This is a genomic window from Affinundibacterium flavidum, assembly GCF_014284175.1.
Lineage (GTDB): Bacteria > Pseudomonadota > Gammaproteobacteria > Burkholderiales > Burkholderiaceae_D > Undibacterium > Undibacterium flavidum.
Map to the genome: position 1 here is coordinate 397300 of NZ_JACOGA010000001.1, position 19298 is coordinate 416597.

Below are 19298 nucleotides of genomic sequence, written 5' to 3' on the forward strand. Positions count from 1 at the left end.
TTTTTATTTGCTGCTACTGCCAGTTAATGCCGAAAGTTGCTGAGTGAGAAAAGTACTAGTGTTGTTGAGTCCACTCACGATTCTATCGAGCGCCGTAAATTGCGCGCGATAGCGTGCCTCAGTATCAATCAGGCGACTGTTTAATATGTCACGTTGCTTGCCTATATCTTTAATGCTGCGATTCACGCCATCGGTAGTGCTGGCGATGCTGCCGCCACTACCGACGATAGAACTAAATAAACTACTTAATTGGCTAGCGTAACCTTTGGAAAAATGAACCGTGCCCCGGTCTCCCGTAGATCCACCAGCAATCACTACTTTTAAGCCATCTGCTGCGGATCCCGCTGTGCCTGTAAGGAATTGTCCAGCACCTACTGCAGAAACACCATTGAATGACCCCGTAACATTGGTGCCAGCATTGCCACTAAAGATGGTGCCAGTCAGCGCAGAAATGGTGGTCCCCGTTCCGTTCGTTAATGCAATATTTGAGGTGCTGCCATAGCTATTGGATGTTAATTTCAAAAAACCACCACCCGTGGTCGCTGCAGAAATTTTGATTCCAGCATTGGAAAACGCAGTGGTTCCGTTAATAGAAGTTTGCAACAAAGTCGTTAGTTGACTTGAGGTGTAAGTGCCAGCGGCCAGCGATACCGCAGCGGAAGTGCCATCGATGGTGACGTTAATGCTGGTGCTAGGATCAATCGTTGTGCTCCCAGCCGTCAGATCGAGATCGCCAGTGAGACTGCCTTGGGTTGCTAAAGCAGATACGTTGAGAGCGTAGCTGCCCTGTGTCGTCGCGGAGGTCGCGGTGCTATAGCTGACCAAGCTGTCCGTCGCTTTGCCTATGGTGGCGAACAAGCCGCTGATTTCTTTGAAGTTATTATTGATGGCGGCTTGCAATTTTGTTGAGTCAACGCTTAATGTGCCGTCTTTTTGAAAACTGATGCCGATCGACGATAGTGTCGTAATATTCCCACCTAAACCATTTACTGCGGACGATAAGGCATTTCGCACCTGAGTCTGTGCGCCGCGCGCAGCTGCATCGCCAGTGAGTACGCCACCTTTTTTTGTCGATGAATCAAAACCTGTGAGTGACTTGAAGGTCGACTGAAGATCATTGTAACCTTTGACAAAAGTGCTGATCGCATTTTGCACACCTGCTGTGTTATTGCTCAGCGCCAGAGTCGTGCTGCCAACTTTTGCTAAGGTAATGGCAGTGCCTTGTACCGCATCATTCACCGTATTCGACGTACTTGTAATGCTAATGCCATTAATCGTCAGATTGGCGTTTTGACCTGTTGTTGTTTCGGTGAGATTTTGTGTGCCGGCTGGATTGTAATTGAGCAAAGACTGTAATGTGGCATCGCCTGTAACATCGATTTTTAGGCTTGAGGTTAAGCCAGTCTTGTTCGAGCTTAAAACGAGGTGATAGGGAGTCGCTGATCCATCTCCAACGATTGATGCAGTAACGCCTTTCGCAGCGGCATTGATCGCGTCGCGAATACCTTGCAATGAATTGTTAGAGCTGTCGATGGTAACTGTGCCGATCGCTTGATTGGCGTCTTGCGTAAAAGTGGCTCCAGAATAGACTCCACTGCTAAGTGTGCCTCCACTGATGGTGCCAAATTGAAATGAAATTGTACTTGTTGCACCAGTGCCGATCGTATTTGTGGTGCTGACTTGGCCTGCGCTTGAAATTGTCTGCGCTTTTGCCAGTTGTGTGACATTAATATTGTAATTGCCAGCCGTCGCAACACTGGTCGTGCTTGCGCTCAAGATAGTTGCATCTCCAACATTAGCTGTGAGATTTTGAAATGCTGCAGTACTATTTAATCCAACAAAACTACTTTGAAACGAGCTGAGCGCACCATTTAATGTGCCATAAGCAGTTAATTTTGCAAGATAACTCGCTTCTTTCTTAGCAAGGGACGTTAACGGCTGACTTTCCACCTGCATCAGCTTAGTGATGATGTCATTGACATTTAGGTTGGAGCCAACTCCGGTTGATTGTATGCCCACCACGTTCCCCTTTTGTAAGTATCGTTACTATACAAGTTAACGGCAAAAGCAAATCAGACTTTAGAGGGGCATTTACCTATCTATTTTCATCTTGCATGATTGAGATGCTATTAACTACAGTTGTTAGCGCTAACTATTGTTGACTATTGCTGATTTTTGCTAATTATTAGCTGCGACTGTCAACGATAACTATCAAAGCTAACTATCCAAGGTAGCTATCAACGGAAACATCAACCGTGAGCATGGATGAGTTTGATCTGGTAGTTCAGGCTTCCTGCTTGATGAGAAGACCCTGTAACTTGTCCAGTGATTTCGCAATTTCCAGCGCTTCCTCGGTAGGAATCTGCCGTAACACTTCTTTTGTCTGTTGATCGACAACCTTGACGACGACTTCGTTGGCTTCACTATCTACCGTGAATTCAAGATTCTGTGAGCTTGCCTGTACGATCTTATTGATATCGCTTACAGCTTTGTTGATTTCACTTGCAGTTGGAGATCTCGCAGCTTGAGTTACTGCAGTTGTTGTTTCTGTTGCAGTCGCATTTTGCGTACTGGCGATTGCTGTGGAAGGCGGGGGCGGAAGTTTATCTGCGATCAGTGATCCGGATGGCGAATTTCTGCCTATCGATTGAATGTCCATGATCTTTTCCTTTAAGTAAAATTCCCCTGACCAAAAAAACTTGGGCAGGGGACAGTCTACATCAATGAATAATGTGTTGAACTACATTATTTCTTAACCTCTCAACAGAGCCAATACGCCTTGTGGTAACGCATTTGCTTGTGCCAAGATCGCTGTACCTGCTTGTTGTAACACTTGACCACGAGTCAATGTTGCAGTTTCTGATGCGAAGTCTGCGTCACGGATACGGCTACGTGATGCTGACAAGTTTTCAGAGTTCGTTTGCAAGCTTGCAACAGCTGATGAGAAGCGGTTTTGGTAAGCACCTAAAGACGCACGTGAGCTATTGATTGATTGCAACGCTGCATCAATGGTGGTTAATGCCGCGGTCGCCCCTGCTGCGGTACCCAAGTTCAGTGAGGATACACCTGCACCTACTGTAACCGTGGCAGAAGTGAAGCCACCAGTTAAGTTAGCAGCAGTCAAACCAGTACCTGTACCGTTTGCCAAAGTAATACCAGCAGAGCTAGTAGATGTCAGGCTCAACGTTGAAGTAGATACGTCTGTTGCGCCAGTTGCAGATACCGTGATACCTGTGTTTGCAGCGGCAGCGGCAGCATTAGTGCTTGCAGTGATTGTGATGTTGCGACCGTCAGCAGCAGCCAGCGCAACTGCACCAGTTGTTGTATTGAAAGTTGCAGAAACACCCGTTTGTGAGCTAATTGCATTTACCGCAGCAGCAACTTGAGCACCACGTTGTGCGCCAGATGTAGATGCAGACAATGCACCCAAATTTACGCCGTTGATAGTGATGTCGCCAGAAGCGATAGCGGTTGCAGATGTTGATGCAGTACCTGCGACTGCGGTCGAGCCAACAGTCGCTGTCACGCCTGTGCTACCACTAATTGCGTTAATTGCAGCAGCTTTGGAGATACCGCTACCTGTGGAATTTGAGAAAGAAACACCGTCTGCAGCAGATGCGCCAACTTGGAAACCGTTAATAGAGAGGTCGCCAGCAGCCAAAGCTGTCGTGGTTACTGCACCAGCACCGGCAACCGTGGTTGCGTAGCTAGAAGATGCACCTACACCTAAAGCAGATGATTTTGCGCTAGCGATAGAAGCGATACTGATTTGATCGTTTGCTGTACCGTCAGCACCAACTTGGAAAGTTTGAGCAGAGAAAGAACCATCCAACAGATTAACACCGTTGAAGTTAGTGTTGCTAGCAACGCGGTTAATCTCAGAGATCAACTGGGAAGCTTCGTTATTCAAGGCTGCACGGTCAGAAACGCTGTTTGAACCGTTGGCAGATTGAACTGCCAAGTCACGAATACGTTGTAAGTTAGAACCGATTTGGCTTAACGCACCCTCAGCTGTTTGAGCGAGAGAGATACCGTCGTTTGCATTACGAGCAGCTTGATTCAAGCCGCCGATTTGTGAAGTCATACGTTCAGAAATCGCCAAACCTGCCGCATCGTCTTTTGCGCTATTGATACGCAAGCCAGAAGACAAACGTTGCAAGGATGTGTTTAATGAACTTTGTGATGTCGATAAATTGCGTTGTGCATTTAAAGACGCGATATTGGTATTGATATATGAAGCCATGATGGTTCTCCTAACTTGGTTAATTCAACTCGACGTTTAGCTTGAACTTCGGTCTGTCTTATTGACCATTGCACCGTCGTTGAATCAGGTAACGGGCGGTATTTTAAAAAATTGAGGAAATTGCTCAAAATAAATATTATTTTTTGTGCTTAAGTTTTTTTTGTTGTTCCGTTAGACGACAGCTTTTAAAAATACTTAAGCCCTGATTTGAACAATTTTTTCACTTCTTTTTAGGCGATTCGGCTCGAATATTTGTTTGTAAAATACTAAAAAATCGATAATTTCTGTTTTTGAAGGTTTATTTTGGAAGGTTGATTGTGTATCTGTATGTTGTTCAGATTGTCTCGTGAATTGTGATTTTGAAGATTAACTGGTAAAAGATAGCTAAGTCTTTATGACCAAGCCTCTATAACTAACCCAAAAGCGAAAGTATCTGCGATGAGTAAATCTGGTTTTGATCCGAAGGCAGTGATGCGTGAAGCACAGTCTTTCGTAAAGGCGGGCAAATTGGAAGACGCCAGGCAAGCCGCTTTGCGCGTGATTCAACGCTTTCCTCTCAATGAAGAAGCACACCTGCTATTGTCCAAAATCTATTTTAATTGCGACCAGGACGAAGATGCGATCGCGCATTTGCAAAAGGCTTTTTCAATTTCGCACAAGATGGTGATTGATTCGAAGGCGTATTACACCATCTTGAATCGATTCGTTACCCGCAAATCGTATGCGCTTCTAGAGCAAGCAAGTCGTTGGTTGGTCAATTTACGTCCCAAAGACGGGATCGCTTGGGATTACTTGTCGATTGCGTATTTGGAACAGCAGAAGTATGAGGCAGCATACGACGCGGCTTCACACGCAGCAAAAATTCTGCCGAATAATCCGCACGTATTAAATAACCTGGCCTGTTCGTTAACTTCCTTGGAGCGTTGTGCTGAGTCATTGGAGATTTTGCAGCGTACTGTTGCATTAGCCCCAGACATGGCAACTGCCTATAACAATCTCGGCAATGCGTATCGCTTTCTAGGTAGATATGAAGAAGCAATTGAGAGTTTTTCTAAGGCGATAAAATTAGCGCCGGAGATGGCCTATTTATATAACAACTTGGGGTTGACGTACCGATCCTTGGATCGATGTGAGTCGGCGATTGAGGTTTATCAACAGGCTTTACAGATTCAACCCGATTTGCATCAGGTTTACCCTAATCTCATTGAAGCATATCGACATGCTGGGCAAATCCGGCAAGCAATCGACTGTAGTAATAGTGCACTTCAATTAAATGACCAAATTCCAGAGATTTGGGCGGCTTATGGTGACGCGCTACGAGATGGCGGATATCTTGATGCTGCTATTGAGACTTATATACAGGCGGTATCCTTTAGAACCGACGAACATTCGACTTTCAATCGAAAAGTCTATACCAACATTTTATTTTGTCTAAATTATCATCCTGATTTGTCGGCAGAAGTGATTTTCAATGCGTATCGTGAATTTGATCAACGGTTTGCGATTCAACTAAAAGACAAGTGGCTGCCTTTTAGTAATGATAAAACACCGGGGCGAAAGTTGAAGATCGGCTATGTTTGCCAGTCTTTCTATAATCAAGTTTGCAAATACTTCTTGATTCCCTTGCTGGAAAAACATGATCGAAGTCAGGTCGAGATCTTTGCCTATGCGCAAATTCCATTTGAAGATGAAGTGACCGGACACTATAAGAAAATTGTCGACCATTGGATACCTATTCGCAGTATGACCGATGACGAGGCGGCGGAAAGAATTCGTGCCGATGGAATTGATATTTTGATAGACGTATCAGGGCATACTAACTCTAATCGTCTGATGATTTTTGCGCAGAAACCAGCGCCTGTTTCTTTGCACTGGCTAGAATATGGTTACACCACTGGATTGAGTGCAGTTGACTACTTTATGACCGATAGCCCAAGCGTCACTGATGATTGTGATCATTTGTTTTCAGAAAAAATCTGGCGCTTGGACGGACCAGCCTATGTCTACCGACCCGATACGCGTTTGGCTGTGTTAAATGATTCACCTGTTAGTCAAACCGGTATTGTCACGTTTGGTAGTTTGTCGCGAACTACCAGGATTAATCATCGGGTCGTGCGAATTTGGGCGGCGATTTTAGATGCGATGCCCAATTCGCGTTTGGTCATTAACAGCGGTGACTTTAAAGACCCACTGGTGCAAGATGAGATGGCATCTCGTTTTATGCAATATGGTATTGAACGCTCGCGTCTGGATATTGGATTTAGTTCGCCGTCGTGGGAAGTCTTAAAGCGTATTGATATAGGGTTGGATTGTTTCCCGCATAATTCGGGGACGACTTTGTTGGAAACCTTGTATATGGGTATTCCATTCGTCACCTTACAGGACAGGCCGCCTGTCGGACGTATCGGTTCTAGCGTCTTAATGGGAATGGGACGACCGGAATGGATTGCAACAACTGAAGAAGAGTATGCGCAAAAAGCGATTATCTTGGCGCATGATGTCGATGGCTTGATCCAAATGCGCAAAACCATGCGGCAAGAAATGGAAGCATCGATGTTAATGAATGAAGATGCGTTTGCACGATCTGTGGAAAAAGCCTATCGTCAAATGTGGCAAATCTATTGTGAGAAAGGTGCAGCATGAAAGCAGTGATCTTAGCAGGTGGATTGGGAACCCGGATTTCCGAAGAGACGCATTTGAAACCTAAGCCTATGATCGACATTGGCGGACATCCTATCCTTTGGCACATCATGAAGACCTATTCCGCGCATGGCGTAAATGAGTTTGTGATTTGTTGCGGTTACAAGGGTTATCTGATCAAAGAATATTTTGCGAATTATTTCTTGCACATGTCAGATGTCACTTTTGATATGAAAACCAATCAGGTTGAGGTGCATGAACATCACGCCGAACCTTGGCGCGTCACTTTGGTAGACACTGGTGAAGATACGATGACAGGTGGACGCTTAAAGCGCGTGGCACAGTATTTGAAAGACGAAGAAGCGTTTTGCTTCACCTACGGTGATGGTTTGTCGGATGTGAATATTACGGAGCAATTAGCATTCCATAAACAACACGGAAAGTTAGCGACCGTGACGGCGGTATTGCCGCCTGGGCGCTTTGGTGCGCTGGAACGTGATGGCGACTTCGTAAAAGGTTTTATCGAAAAACCGCGTGGCGATGGTGGCTGGATCAATGGCGGTTTCTTTGTATTGTCGCCTAAAGTGATTGATTTAATTGCAGAAGATTCGACTAGCTGGGAATCTGAACCTTTAGCTAGTCTCGCCAGCAGTCAGGAATTGATGGCATTTGAGCATTCAGGTTTTTGGCAGCCTATGGATACGTTGCGCGAGAAAAATATGCTGGAAGATTTGTGGCAAAGTGGGAGAGCGCCGTGGAAATGCTGGTGAATTCCGAATTCGTCAATCCCGATCCAGAGTTTTGGCGCGGGCGCCGTGTGGCGCTGACGGGGCATACTGGCTTCAAAGGAAGTTGGATGGCCTTATTGCTCACGCAGCTAGGTGCGCAGGTGTATGGCTATGCCTTGGCACCTACAACGACGCCCGATTTGTTTTCTGGTGCGAAAGTCGCAGACCTTATTGATAGTCAGATTGGTGACGTTCGCGATGTCGAAGCATTGAAAGTATGGCTGCAAAGAGCGCAGCCAGAGATCGTTTTACATTTTGCAGCTCAAGCTTTGGTCAGGCAAAGTTATGCTGATCCTGTCGGCACCATGACGAGTAATTTTGTCGGAACTTTGAATTTATTAGAAGCTGCCAGAACGCAAGCCTCAATCAAATCGATGGTGATCGTGACGACGGATAAAGTGTATAAAAATAATGAGACCGGGCACTCATATCAAGAAGGTGATCATTTAGGTGGTCATGATCCCTATAGCGCGAGTAAGGCTGCATGCGAAATTTTGGTGTCTAGTTATAGGCAATGTTTTTTGCAGCACCTTGGTGTTGCGACTGCGAGAGCTGGTAATGTCATCGGTGGCGGTGATTGGTCTGCAGATCGCTTAATTCCCGACGCGGTACGCGCGTGGAAAAATAATCAAACTTTAGAGATTCGACGACCAGATGCGGTTCGGCCTTGGCAGCATGTGTTGGAGCCCTTGTGCGCTTACCTGATTTTGGCACAAAAGATGTGTGCACAAACTGAGTTAGGGCAAGCTTACAATTTTGGCCCCGATGCCGCCGATGCAGTAAGTGTGCGCGAAGTCATTGAACATGCACAAACGGCGTTTGGATATGGCACTACAGATTTTGCTGAGTTAATTGAAGGGCCGCATGAAGCAAACTTATTGCATCTTGATACTGGCTTAGCCCAAACTCAATTAGGTATACGCCCGCGCTGGCAATTGGCACAAGCGATTAATAAGAGTATGCAATGGTATAAGGCTTATTTGGATGGTGCCGATGCACGCGCCTTGTGCGTAGCAGATATACAGGCCTATTTAGCCACTATATAGAGATTAGTGAGTCGCTAAAAGTCGTTGAATAATCTACTTAAAGCGATGAAATCTTGATTGAATGAAGCAAAGGGAATTAATGTGACCCCAAGTAGCGGATTACAGAGTCAGGCAACTACCATTCAGGGCTTATACGTGATTGAGCGTATTCAACGTGGAGACACACGAGGTTTTTTTGAACGCATGTATTGCACTGAGACGGTTCAAGACTTAGGTTGGCGTAATGGCATCGCACAAGTAAATCACAGCTTTACCGCGCAGCAGGGGGTGGTGCGGGGTTTGCATTATCAATTGCCACCATTTGCTGAGAGTAAATTGGTGTCATGTTTTCGTGGCGCAGTGTGGGACGTCGTGGTCGATTTACGACATGGATCACCGAGCTTCTTGCAGCATGTTACGATCGAATTGTCAGAGCAAAATCATCGTAGTGTATTAATTCCTCCGGGATGCGCACATGGATTTCAAACATTAAGCGACAACGTCGATATGTTTTATTGCCACAGTGCGGTCTATGCGCCACAGAGTGAAGCAGGTTTAAATATTGTAGATCCGTGTTTGCAGTTACAGTGGCCATTGCCGATTATGCAAAGATCAGAACGTGATCTTGCCTTTGCTTTTCTCACAGAAGATTTTGAAGGAGTTAAACTTTGAAATGTCGCCATTGCTCAAGTCAGCTTGATGTTGCCTGTTTGGATCTAGGCACTGCGCCGCCTTCTAATTCGTATTTAACACAAGCGCAACTCTCTTTACCTGAATCTTATTTCCCGTTGCGACTGTTATTGTGTGAGTCGTGTTTCTTGGTGCAAACGGAAGATTTCGCGCAACGCGAATCTTTGTTCACCGAAGACTACGCCTACTTTAGTTCGTATTCCAGTTCCTGGCTGGCGCATGCGCAAACCTATGTGCAGGCAATGCAGGAGCGTTTCTCATTGAACGCTGAAAGTTTGGTGGTAGAAATTGCGGCTAACGATGGTTATCTTCTTCAGTATGTAAGGGCAAGGGGCATCCCTTGCTACGGTATTGAACCAACGACCAGCACTGCGGCTGTGGCGAAGCAGCGCGGCATAGAAATTATCGAAGAATTTTTCGGAGAAGCACTGGGAAGTCATTTACGTGAGCAAGGGAAACAAGCCGATTTGATCGCCGCAAATAATGTGCTTGCGCATGTGCCAGATATTAATGATTTTGTGCGTGGGTTTGCTTGCCTATTAAAACCGACTGGGGTTGCGACTTTTGAATTCCCGCATTTATTGAATATGGTGCAGTTGAACCAATTTGACACGGCTTACCATGAGCATTATTCGTATTTGTCTCTGACGGCAGTGAAAAAGATTTTTGAAGCGAATGGTTTGCGTGTGTTCGATGTCGAGCAATTAAATACACATGGCGGCAGCTTACGCGTCTATGCTCAAACCGGCACGCACCATACAATGTCTGAACGCGTTGCAGACTGCTTGGAGCAAGAGAAAAAGGCTGGCATGTTAGGTCGAGATTTTTATTTGGGATTTCAAAGTAATGCTGAGCGCGCTAAATATGCTTTGTTGGAGCAATTGATTCAATTTAAGCGCGATGGTTTGACGGTTGCGGCCTATGGTGCGGCAGCGAAAGGAAATACCTTTTTAAATTTTGCAGGCATACGCACAGATCTAATGCAATTTGTGGTTGATAAAAATCCACAAAAGCAGGGTAAATACTTACCAGGTAGTCGAGCGCCTATCGTTGATATCGCGCATTTAAAGCAACAGCGTCCGGATCGAATTATTATTTTTCCGTGGAATTTGGAACGGGAAATCACGCAAGAATTATCTTTTGTACGTGAGTGGGGTGCGCAGTTTGTGATTGCGATTCCGCAATTGAGAATTTTTTGAAGATGGATAGGGAGTATGCGCCTTGATTGTCATTCATCCACTTGCTAAAGTATCCAAACTAGCCGATATCGAAGATTCGATACGTGGCACTCGTATCGTGATTGCGGCGTATGCTAGCTTGGATAGTTTTGTGAAGATCAAACCTGCCGGTGGAAGTGGGGACTTAATCATTGGTGAGCGAACTGTGATTAATTCTGGTTGTGTTCTGTACACAGGGAACGGCATACAGATTGGCAATGATGTTGCGATTGCAGCTAATTGTACGTTCGCACCTGTGAACCATGCGTATAAAGATAAATCGCGTCGAATTAATCAGCAAGGCTTCTTGCCAAGTCGTGGCGGTATCGTGATCGAAGATGATGTGTGGATAGGGGCGAATGTGGTGATTCTTGACGGCGCGATATTGCGAACTGGTTGTGTGATTGGCGCCGGATCGTTGGTGCGAGGTGAAATTCCCGCTTACTCGATTCAGGCCGGTAATCCACTAAAACGGATAGGGTGGAGAGAATGAGTGTGCAGCGGCAAGCGACGTTGGTCGGCGGACATGGGTTCGTCGGACGTCACTTGGATGCTTATTTGCGCGCCGCTGCTTGGTCTTGCGAGCTGATTCCTAGAACAGATAAAGAGATACCTACGCGACATTTAGGGCATGTTTTTTATTGTGCAGGTTTAACCGCTGATTTTCGCGAACGCCCATTTGATACGGTGGAAGCGCATGTCAGTTACTTAGGGCAGTGGTTAAAGTCTGCCAAGTTTGATTCATTGACTTATTTATCTAGTACGCGGGTTTATGCAGATGCAGCGTCGACTTCTGAAAGTGCATCATTATTAGTAAATCCTGGCGTTGCGGGAGATCTTTACAATCTCTCTAAATTAATGGGCGAGAGCTTGTGTCTGCAGAGTGGACGCTCAGTGCGTATCGTCCGATTGTCCAACGTTTATGGTTTGCAGATGCCCGAACAAAATTTTTTGGCCGAAATATTAAGCGCCGCAACTCGAGATAAACATGTGCGATTTCGTAGCGCACCAGAATCTGAAAAAGATTATATTTCTGTGCGTGATGTCGTTGCCGCCTTACCCCGTATTGCCTTAGACAGTTGTAATGGTATTTTTAATCTGGCTTCAGGTGTGAATGTTTCGAATCGAATGATCGCCGATTCTTTGATGAAAGTTGGTGTGACTTGTGAATTTGAAGCGAACGCTCCCTTAATAAAATTTCCGCGCATAGAGACACAAAAATTAGAAGCAAAATTTGGCAACAGAACTTGTGATTTGGTACAGGACTTACCAAGTCTCCTTCAACATTATGGCGAGGCAATATGAATTCGAAGATGAATCCAATACAGCAGTTCGAAAAAGAGCGAGAAGCACGCGTAGAGGCTTTGGCACAAGATGTCGAATTTCAAAAACAATCGAGAGATTGGTTAGAGCAAAGCATGCGCCGCCAATACGTCTACAATTTTTCGTGGTTAGGTCGGCCGATTATTCAAAACCCTATCGACATGATGGCGATGCAAGAACTGATTTGGACGGTGCAACCTGATGTCATTATTGAGACTGGCATTGCGCATGGTGGATCGATTATTTATTCCGCCTCTTTGCTGGAATTGAATGCTGCTTGCGGCGGAAACACAGAAGCTTTTGTGATCGGGATTGATATCGATATCCGTGAACATAATCGCGAAGCGATATTACAGCATCCTATGTCCAAACGGATCACGATGCTGCAAGGGTCTAGCGTGGCAGATGATATCGTCGCAAAGGTGCGTGATTTGGTCAAAGATAAAAAGAAAGTCTTAGTCTTTTTGGATTCAAATCATACGCACGAGCACGTGCTGGCAGAATTGAATGCCTACGCGGGTTTAGTCAGTAAGGATAGCTACTGCGTTGTGTTTGATACCTTTGTTGAGGATGTTCCCGCAGACGTATTCGATAATCGTCCGTGGAGCCCGGGTAATAGCCCAAAGACAGCGGTGCATACCTATTTGGAATCGCACTCAGAGTTTGTGATTGATAAAAACATGCATCACAAGTTACAGATTACTGTCGCACCGGATGGTTTTTTGAAGCGCATAGCTTAATATAAATAAAAAGATGATTAGGTGTGTAGTTTGATAGTTAAAAAGCGGCAGTGATGCCGCTTTTTTTGTGGAGTTCGTCGTCAACTTACTTTGAGTTGAATCGTGATGAAGTCGAAATAGAGTTGAATTACTTCGCAGTAATCACCCGATTTTTCCCAGATTTCTTCGCTTCATACATCGCCTTATCTGCACGTTTCACAACCGATTCTTGTTCCTCATGCGGAGCGCGCAGCGCAACACCAGCGCTGAATGTGATGAACAAGCGTTGATCATTTGCGGTGAAGAAGTGCGTCGTCAATTCTCGCTGCACCCGTGTCATTGCGCGGGCGGCTTCTTCCAGGCTAGTTTCTGGCATGACAATCAAAAACTCCTCGCCACCATAACGTGCAATGACGTCGATGGATCTTAAGGTTTGCTTGACGATACGGACGACATGGATGAGCGCCTCGTCACCAGCGGCGTGACCATGGGTATCATTTAATTTTTTGAAATTGTCGAGATCTAACATGGCTGCGCACATAGGCGTGCCGCGGCGATCTGCACGATCTGCTTCACGTTCAAATACGTCATCTAAACCGCGACGATTTAAGCTGCCGGTGAGTTGATCTTCTCTCACCAATTCACTCATTTGCGCTAATTTATCTTCCAATTCCTTAATTCTTACTTCCGCTTCTTTTACTTCCTTTTGCGCTGCCAACATGATCTGTTGTGATCTACTTGCTTCGCTTTGAATAGTTTGTGTCTCATTCAAGATGCCGTGAATAATATTTTCAACTTCATTCAAATCACGGGTATTGCTAATTCTGAGTGAGTATTGATCGATTTTTTGTTGATAGTTAGATGTGGAACTAGTCATCACATCCAAGCGATCAATAAATGTCGCCATCATATTTTTAACCGATGTTTTAGATTCGGCCAAGCTATGTTTTAGCACACCTTGTTTATAAATGACGTCTTTCAAACTACGCGTGGCTTCCTGTAGCGCACGATGGTCGATGGGGCCTGCGATCAGGTTTTGTACAACTTCAATTTGCCCACGCAACCAGTTGTCATCGTCGAGCAGTTCCCTGACGTTTTCTAACAAGAGCGCAAAAAGGCGAAGTAGTAGCTCTTGTTGTTCGGCAGTATCGCCGCTTTTTAACTCAATTTGAAAGCACAGCTGTTTGAGCCGTGCTCCTATATGATTAAGCTCTGATTCATTCGCCGCGACTTTAATTGCCTGGCTAATAGACTCGGATTCTTCAGCTAGTTGAGGTGTCGTTTTAAGCAATGATGCCAGCGCCATACTCAATGTTCTAAAGAGAAGATCTTTCAGTATTGCTTCTTTTTGACTTGGACTGCCTTCATCGTCTACTAGTGAGATTTTTTTCGCTGGGGCAGGTGCTGCCGCTGGCAGAGGGTCGACCAAATTGATGGAATTTGCTGGGCTCGGTTTTGCAGTCACTTTGTCAGCAAGTTCATTGAGTGCTTTTGCGTAATCACCCCAATTTTTTGTACTGGATGCACGCCCGAATCGGTGTCCAAAGCTTGCTAATTCACCACTTGATTTTTGTAATGATTTAGCGAAATCGATCAACAAATTTTCCGCTTCTGAGGGCGAGATTTGTTCTGCCGTTGGTAGTTGTGGAACTTCAACTCTCGCGGTTTCATCCCCTGCATCGCCAGAGATTTCTACATAGATTTTTCGATAAGCTTCAGGTGTTGGGGCGACACGTTCTAATGCGAGGCGTTTAAAAGTTTCACGAGCAATGTCGGTGGGAGACTTAGGTGGCGTCGTGTTTTGCTTATCGGACATGATACGCTTTCAGCAAAAATCAATGAAATAGAGACGTTTGATCAAGCATGGCTTTTAGCATTATTCTGTGTAGGCGACCATGCTTGAAAACTTATTCTACCAGTTCGTTCTTAATTGCATAATGAGTTAGTTCTGCGTTGTGGCGTAATTTCATCTTCAATAAGATTCTGGAGCGATATTCGCTAATTGTCTTGACGGATAAAGATAGTTCTTTCGCAATATCGCTAACACTTTTACCCGAGGCGATCATGATCATCGTTTGATATTCACGGTCGGACAAGGTCTTGTGAGGTTCGTTTGCATGCTCATTATTGAGATTGTTTGCCATCTCCTGCGCAAGTTCCGGGCTGATAAATTTGAGTCCTGAAGCGACCTGTTTGATCGCATTAATCAGTTCCGTTTCGCTAGCATGCTTGTTGAGAAAACCCGCTGCGCCAGCCTTCAGCGCACGAATGGCGTATTGGTCTTCGCGATGAGAGGAATAGACGATGACTGCGATGTCAGGAAATTCACGTTTTATCTGCTTTAAGATATCGATACCATTACGATCATTTAACGCAATTTCAATGAGTATCATACTAACTTCAATTTGACGTGCAATTTTTAGTGCTTCTTGACCACTGTTTGCTTCGGCAACTACTTGTATGTCCATTGCATCTCGTAAAAAATGCTGTATCCCCGCACGGACTACAGGATGATTATCTACTAGGAGTAATTTGATGCGGGCTTCTTCAGTCATTCCAGGTCTTTCTGACTATTCAATTCAAGGATGGGCGGGCAGGTTGGTGCGCCCTTAGCGAGTCATTATTGCATGATGCACCAAGGAAATAAAGTGCCTGGCATGATGTGTCTGTAATTTTCTCTAGTGAGATTTTCATTTGGAACATTGATGTTGGTTAGCGGACCGAGAATAAGCGAATGAGGATCTGCTTTTTGTATTGGTGATAGCACTACAGTTGCCAGATCATCGATCTTTCTCTAGCTCGCGCACGAAGAGAGTAAAATCAAACTCTAATTTGATTTTTTGTTTGGGATGTGCGCACAAGATGAGTAAAGCATTTGTAAAAGAGAGCGATCAAGATGATGAAGAGGAGTTCGGTGCGCCACCAATTCCTGCTGGCGTGAAGAATTATTTGACGCCCGAAGGTCATCACCGCATGAAAACTGAACTACTGAATTTGATCGATAACGACCGCCCGGAAGTTGTCAAAATCGTGTCATGGGCGGCATCGAATGGTGACCGCTCCGAAAATGGTGATTACATTTATGGTAAGCGACGTTTGCGTGAAATTGATAGACGAATTCGCTTCTTGACGAAGCGATTAGACTTGGCGGAAATCGTTGATCCTAGCGTACATCATGGTTCGGATCAGGTATTTTTTGGTGCAACTGTTGAATATGAAAATCAGGATGGTGAAGTGACGACCATCAGGATAGTCGGCGTCGATGAATTTGATCCATTGAATGGCAAGATTAGTTGGATTTCACCAGTCGCCCGCGCATTAACCAAAGCCAGAGTGGGGGATGCGGTTACCTTAAGAACGCCGCACGGTAGTGATGAGTTGGTGATTCTCGATGTGCAATATCCGTCGAAGACCTAAACGAATTAATCCAACGAGTATTAGGCGTTTGAGGCGTACTCACGGCGAATTTTGCTGACGCCATTTAAGTGTTTTACATTGCGGATGATGCGCGCCAAATGGATGCGGTCATCGATCTGTATGGTGAAGTGTAACTTCGTCATGTCTTTGGATTCGCCATCTTCCATATTGACGTGAATAATATTTGCATCGGCTTCACCGATCTCTGCGGCAATGCGTGCCAGTGCTCCACGTTCATTATTGACCAAGACGGAAATGCGGCAATCGAAGCGGCGGTTCAAGTCTTCGCCCCAAGTCACGTCAATCCAACGATCTGGCTCTTTTACCTGCATGCGTTTGGCGTTCTTGCAATCGCTGCTGTGTACGACCAAACCTTGATCTCGTTTGAGTTGACCAACAATATTGTCACCCGGAATTGGTAGACAACATGGCGATAATTGAACAGAGACGCCTTCGCTGCCATAAATGATGACGGGGTCAGGTTTACTTAACTTTTCGTCGCCGATATGTTGGAAAGGAATCGACGGAGAATCGTTTTCGACCAGGTCGAGAATATGACGTGCCACCAAGGCCGCCATGCGCTTGCCGATGCCTATGTCGGTATGCAATTCTTCCAAGGTATTAGCGCTCGATTCATTGAGTAGCTTGTCAACCAGTGTTTCTGGAAGATCTGGATTCAAATGTAATGACACTAAGGCTTGCGCTAATAACTGTTTTCCTAATTCAGTTGATTCGTTCAAATTGATCGTACGCAGGTAGTGACGAATCGCCGAGCGTGCTTTACCGGTTCTGACGTAGGTCAGCCAATTTGGTGTTGGGCGTGAGTTAGGCGAGGTGATGATCTCAATGATATCGCCATTTTTTAACTCAGTACGCAAAGGTACAGGTTCATTGTTGATACGTGTGGCAATTGCTTGATCGCCGATATCGGTATGAATATTGTAGGCAAAATCGAGCGCCGTCGCGCCGCGTGGCAATGCAAAAATCTTTGATTTCGGCGTGAACACGTAGACTGAATCGGGGAATAAATCGATTTTGACGTGTTCTAAAAATTCAGCCGAGTCACCCGTTTGTTTTTGAATATCGAGCAGTGATTGCAACCATGCATGAGTGCGTTGTTGTAAGTCGGTCAGGCTCGCATCTTCGTTCTTGTAGAGCCAGTGAGCCGCAACACCTGATTCTGCAACCCTGTGCATTTCTGTGGTGCGGATCTGGAATTCAACTGGCGTACCATAGGGGCCAATTAAAGTGGTGTGCAAAGACTGATAGCCGTTGGACTTAGGAATAGCAATATAGTCCTTGAACTTGCCTGGCATCGGTTTGTATAGCGCATGTAAAACGCCTAGCGCGTAATAACTATTCTGGAAATTGTCGACTACGACGCGAAAGCCATAGATGTCTAAGACCTGCGAGAAACTCAATTGTTTATCTCGCATTTTGCAGTAGATGCCGAACAGTGTTTTTTCTCTGCCATCAACCTGCGCTTGAAGGCCTGCTTCGCCCAAAGTAGTCTTTACCGCCGCCATAATTTTGTTCACTACTTCGCGGCGATTTCCACGTGCAGCCTTAATCGCCTTCGCGAGAGTGCGATAACGCATAGGGTAAATATGCGCAAACGATAAATCTTGTAGTTCGCGATAAATATTATTCAATCCTAGTCGATGCGCGATCGGCACATACACTTCCATCGTTTCACTGGCAATACGACGCTGCTTCTCAGGCGACATCACGCCTAGTGTGCGCATATTGTGTAGACGATCCGCTAGCTTGACCAAAATGACGCGGACATCGCGTGCCATCGCCAGCAGCATTTTGCGGAAATTCTCGGCTTGTGCTTCTATATGGCTTTGAAATTCAATCTTTTCGAGCTTGGATAATCCATCGACCAAGGCTGCGACTGGTGCGCCAAATCGTTCTATTAGTTCTTCTTTTTTGACGTCCTGGTCTTCCATCACATCGTGTAGCAATGCGGCCATAATGGCTTGCACATCGAGCTTCCATTCGGCACAAATTTCGGCGACAGCGATAGGATGAGAAATGTACGGCTCCCCAGATTTACGTACTTGACCCAGATGCATCTCGTCAGAAAAGCGATAGGCTTCTTTAACTTGTTTCAGGTCAGCGGGGGAAAGGTATTCTGCAAGTCGGGTGGTCAATGCGGTGATCGAGGCGACTGCGGTATTTTGGATGGGTAAAGCGGGGGAGTGACTATTGATGCGGGATTTCTTACTGTGTTGCGAAGTATTGGCGGCAGGATCAATCGCTGCCGCAGCAGCAATCGCGGCTGGCGTGGAAGTAGCACTGGATAATTTGTCGTCTTGCAAATTCATAACTGGTTATCCCTAGCCGTTTCACGTTAGCCGCGCAATTCGAAATTAAAATGGGACTTTTTTCAACATTTCGATACCGATTTTGCCTTCGGCGATTTCGCGCAATGCAACAACCGTAGGTTTATTTTTTGCTTCTACTTTTGGTGTGTGACCTTGCAACAACTGACGTGCACGATAAGTTGCGCACAGAGTCAATTGGAAGCGATTTGGAATTTGTTTGAGAGAGTCTTCAACGGTGATGCGAGCCATGATATTTCCTTAGAACGTGGTATTGATTTGTATGCCTAATTGCGCAAAAAGTGCCGTGTTACGCACAGTTTGTTGAGAGGTTCGGCAGCGAGTGGCTTTAACGATAGCACTCAATTCTGATAGCGCTAAATCAAAATCTTGGTTGATGATAACATATTCGAACTCTGGAGCGTGCGCCATTTCACCTCCCGCTGCCAAAATCCTTCGGGTAATGACCTCTTTTGAGTCCTGTCCGCGCTTGTTCAAGCGTTCTTCTAAAGCTTCTATTGACGGTGGCAGGATAAAGATACTGGCAACATAGGAAAACTGCTTCTTCACTTGTTGCGCGCCTTGCCAGTCAATTTCGAGCAAGATATCGGTTCCAGCCTGCATCGCTTCTTGAATTAAAACCTTAGAAGTGCCGTAGTAATTGCCATGAACTTCGGCAAACTCGAGAAATTCACCCCGATTTTTGCGCTGTAAGAATTCATCAGCCGAAATGAAGTGGTATTCACGACCATTCTCTTCGCCTGGGCGTGGTGGGCGGGTGGTGAATGAAATTGATAATTTAAGCCTGGGTTCGAGCTTTAAAAGTCCATTTACCAGAGAGGATTTACCCGCGCCAGAAGGCGCAGAAACCATAAACAGACTGCCGGAAGTAGAGGTGCTGGTAGGCAT

17 protein-coding genes are annotated in these 19298 nt (G+C 45.6%); 9 read left to right on the top strand and 8 right to left on the bottom strand.

Annotated elements, in window-relative coordinates:
- Positions 1-3: 3 nt before the first annotated feature.
- From fliD to H8K55_RS01775, 3 genes are all read right to left on the bottom strand, one after another.
- The gene (gene fliD, locus H8K55_RS01765; RefSeq protein ID WP_186940286.1) at positions 4-2019 is read right to left on the bottom strand and encodes a flagellar filament capping protein FliD; all 2016 of its coding nucleotides are present in this window, start codon (positions 2017-2019) and stop codon (positions 4-6) included.
- A 265-nt stretch (positions 2020-2284) separates the two neighbouring features.
- Positions 2285-2659: a flagellar protein FlaG gene (locus H8K55_RS01770; RefSeq protein ID WP_186940287.1), complete on the bottom strand. Its 375-nt coding sequence runs from the start codon at positions 2657-2659 to the stop codon at positions 2285-2287.
- Positions 2660-2752: 93 nt separating this feature from the next.
- On the bottom strand, positions 2753-4243 hold the full coding sequence (locus H8K55_RS01775; RefSeq protein WP_186940288.1) for a flagellin N-terminal helical domain-containing protein: 1491 nt from the start codon (positions 4241-4243) through the stop codon (positions 2753-2755).
- A 438-nt stretch (positions 4244-4681) separates the two neighbouring features.
- On the opposite strand from H8K55_RS01775, the gene H8K55_RS01780 reads away from it, so the two are divergent.
- From H8K55_RS01780 to H8K55_RS01815, 8 genes are all read left to right on the top strand, one after another.
- The gene (locus tag H8K55_RS01780) at positions 4682-6886 is read left to right on the top strand and encodes a tetratricopeptide repeat protein (RefSeq protein ID WP_186940289.1); all 2205 of its coding nucleotides are present in this window, start codon (positions 4682-4684) and stop codon (positions 6884-6886) included.
- Positions 6883-7653: a glucose-1-phosphate cytidylyltransferase gene (gene rfbF, locus H8K55_RS01785; protein WP_186940290.1), complete on the top strand. Its 771-nt coding sequence runs from the start codon at positions 6883-6885 to the stop codon at positions 7651-7653. The genes H8K55_RS01780 and rfbF overlap by 4 nt, the downstream gene beginning before the upstream one ends.
- The gene (rfbG, locus tag H8K55_RS01790) at positions 7650-8717 is read left to right on the top strand and encodes a CDP-glucose 4,6-dehydratase (RefSeq protein WP_329604983.1); all 1068 of its coding nucleotides are present in this window, start codon (positions 7650-7652) and stop codon (positions 8715-8717) included. The genes rfbF and rfbG overlap by 4 nt, the downstream gene beginning before the upstream one ends.
- An 81-nt stretch (positions 8718-8798) precedes the next feature.
- Entirely contained in the window at positions 8799-9368 is a 570-nt protein-coding gene (locus tag H8K55_RS01795) for a dTDP-4-dehydrorhamnose 3,5-epimerase family protein (RefSeq protein WP_186940291.1), read from the top strand.
- Complete coding sequence (locus H8K55_RS01800; RefSeq protein WP_186940292.1) at positions 9365-10585, top strand: class I SAM-dependent methyltransferase; 1221 nt, start codon at positions 9365-9367, stop codon at positions 10583-10585. Before H8K55_RS01795 ends, H8K55_RS01800 begins: the two co-directional genes overlap by 4 nt.
- A gap of 22 nt (positions 10586-10607) precedes the next feature.
- A complete protein-coding gene (locus H8K55_RS01805) occupies positions 10608-11096 on the top strand; it encodes an acyltransferase (RefSeq protein ID WP_186940293.1) in 489 nt (162 codons plus the stop codon).
- Positions 11093-11908 carry an NAD-dependent epimerase/dehydratase family protein gene (locus tag H8K55_RS01810; RefSeq protein WP_222612307.1) on the top strand — a complete coding sequence of 272 codons (816 nt, stop codon included), beginning with the start codon at positions 11093-11095 and terminating at the stop codon, positions 11906-11908. Before H8K55_RS01805 ends, H8K55_RS01810 begins: the two co-directional genes overlap by 4 nt.
- Before the next feature lie 8 nt (positions 11909-11916).
- Entirely contained in the window at positions 11917-12666 is a 750-nt protein-coding gene (locus tag H8K55_RS01815) for a cephalosporin hydroxylase family protein (protein ID WP_186940295.1), read from the top strand.
- A 127-nt stretch (positions 12667-12793) separates the two neighbouring features.
- On the opposite strand, the gene H8K55_RS01820 is transcribed toward H8K55_RS01815, so the two are convergent.
- On the bottom strand, positions 12794-14461 hold the full coding sequence (locus H8K55_RS01820) for a GGDEF domain-containing protein (RefSeq protein WP_186940296.1): 1668 nt from the start codon (positions 14459-14461) through the stop codon (positions 12794-12796).
- Positions 14462-14552: 91 nt separating this feature from the next.
- A complete protein-coding gene (locus H8K55_RS01825; protein ID WP_186940297.1) occupies positions 14553-15200 on the bottom strand; it encodes a response regulator in 648 nt (215 codons plus the stop codon).
- A 307-nt stretch (positions 15201-15507) separates the two neighbouring features.
- Between H8K55_RS01825 and greB the strand changes: the two genes are divergently transcribed.
- Positions 15508-16062 carry a transcription elongation factor GreB gene (gene greB, locus H8K55_RS01830; RefSeq protein WP_186940298.1) on the top strand — a complete coding sequence of 185 codons (555 nt, stop codon included), beginning with the start codon at positions 15508-15510 and terminating at the stop codon, positions 16060-16062.
- A 20-nt stretch (positions 16063-16082) separates the two neighbouring features.
- Here greB and H8K55_RS01835 read toward each other — a convergent pair whose 3' ends face one another.
- The 3 genes from H8K55_RS01835 to gmk are packed head-to-tail and all read right to left on the bottom strand — an operon-like array spanning position 16083 to position 19298.
- A complete protein-coding gene (locus H8K55_RS01835) occupies positions 16083-18392 on the bottom strand; it encodes a RelA/SpoT family protein (protein WP_186940299.1) in 2310 nt (769 codons plus the stop codon).
- Between the two features lie 45 nt (positions 18393-18437).
- Positions 18438-18641, bottom strand: a complete 204-nt coding sequence (rpoZ, locus tag H8K55_RS01840; protein ID WP_186924105.1) for a DNA-directed RNA polymerase subunit omega — start codon at positions 18639-18641, stop codon at positions 18438-18440.
- Between the two features lie 9 nt (positions 18642-18650).
- Positions 18651-19298, bottom strand: coding sequence for a guanylate kinase (gmk, locus tag H8K55_RS01845; RefSeq protein ID WP_186940300.1), 648 nt, complete (start codon positions 19296-19298; stop codon positions 18651-18653).

Bases quoted from the DNA above. Each gene is read 5' to 3' on its own strand.
- H8K55_RS01770 (WP_186940287.1), bottom strand. From the start codon at position 2,659: ATGGACATTCAATCGATAGGCAGAAATTCGCCATCCGGATCACTGATC.
- H8K55_RS01775 (WP_186940288.1), bottom strand. From the start codon at position 4,243: ATGGCTTCATATATCAATACCAATATCGCGTCTTTAAATGCACAACGC.
- H8K55_RS01780 (WP_186940289.1), top strand. From the start codon at position 4,682: ATGAGTAAATCTGGTTTTGATCCGAAGGCAGTGATGCGTGAAGCACAG.
- rfbF (WP_186940290.1), top strand. From the start codon at position 6,883: ATGAAAGCAGTGATCTTAGCAGGTGGATTGGGAACCCGGATTTCCGAA.
- H8K55_RS01810 (WP_222612307.1), top strand. From the start codon at position 11,093: ATGAGTGTGCAGCGGCAAGCGACGTTGGTCGGCGGACATGGGTTCGTC.
- H8K55_RS01815 (WP_186940295.1), top strand. From the start codon at position 11,917: ATGAATCCAATACAGCAGTTCGAAAAAGAGCGAGAAGCACGCGTAGAG.
- H8K55_RS01820 (WP_186940296.1), bottom strand. From the start codon at position 14,461: ATGTCCGATAAGCAAAACACGACGCCACCTAAGTCTCCCACCGACATT.
- H8K55_RS01825 (WP_186940297.1), bottom strand. From the start codon at position 15,200: ATGACTGAAGAAGCCCGCATCAAATTACTCCTAGTAGATAATCATCCT.
- greB (WP_186940298.1), top strand. From the start codon at position 15,508: ATGAGTAAAGCATTTGTAAAAGAGAGCGATCAAGATGATGAAGAGGAG.
- H8K55_RS01835 (WP_186940299.1), bottom strand. From the start codon at position 18,392: ATGAATTTGCAAGACGACAAATTATCCAGTGCTACTTCCACGCCAGCC.
- rpoZ (WP_186924105.1), bottom strand. From the start codon at position 18,641: ATGGCTCGCATCACCGTTGAAGACTCTCTCAAACAAATTCCAAATCGC.
- gmk (WP_186940300.1), bottom strand. From the start codon at position 19,298: ATGCCTACCAGCACCTCTACTTCCGGCAGTCTGTTTATGGTTTCTGCG.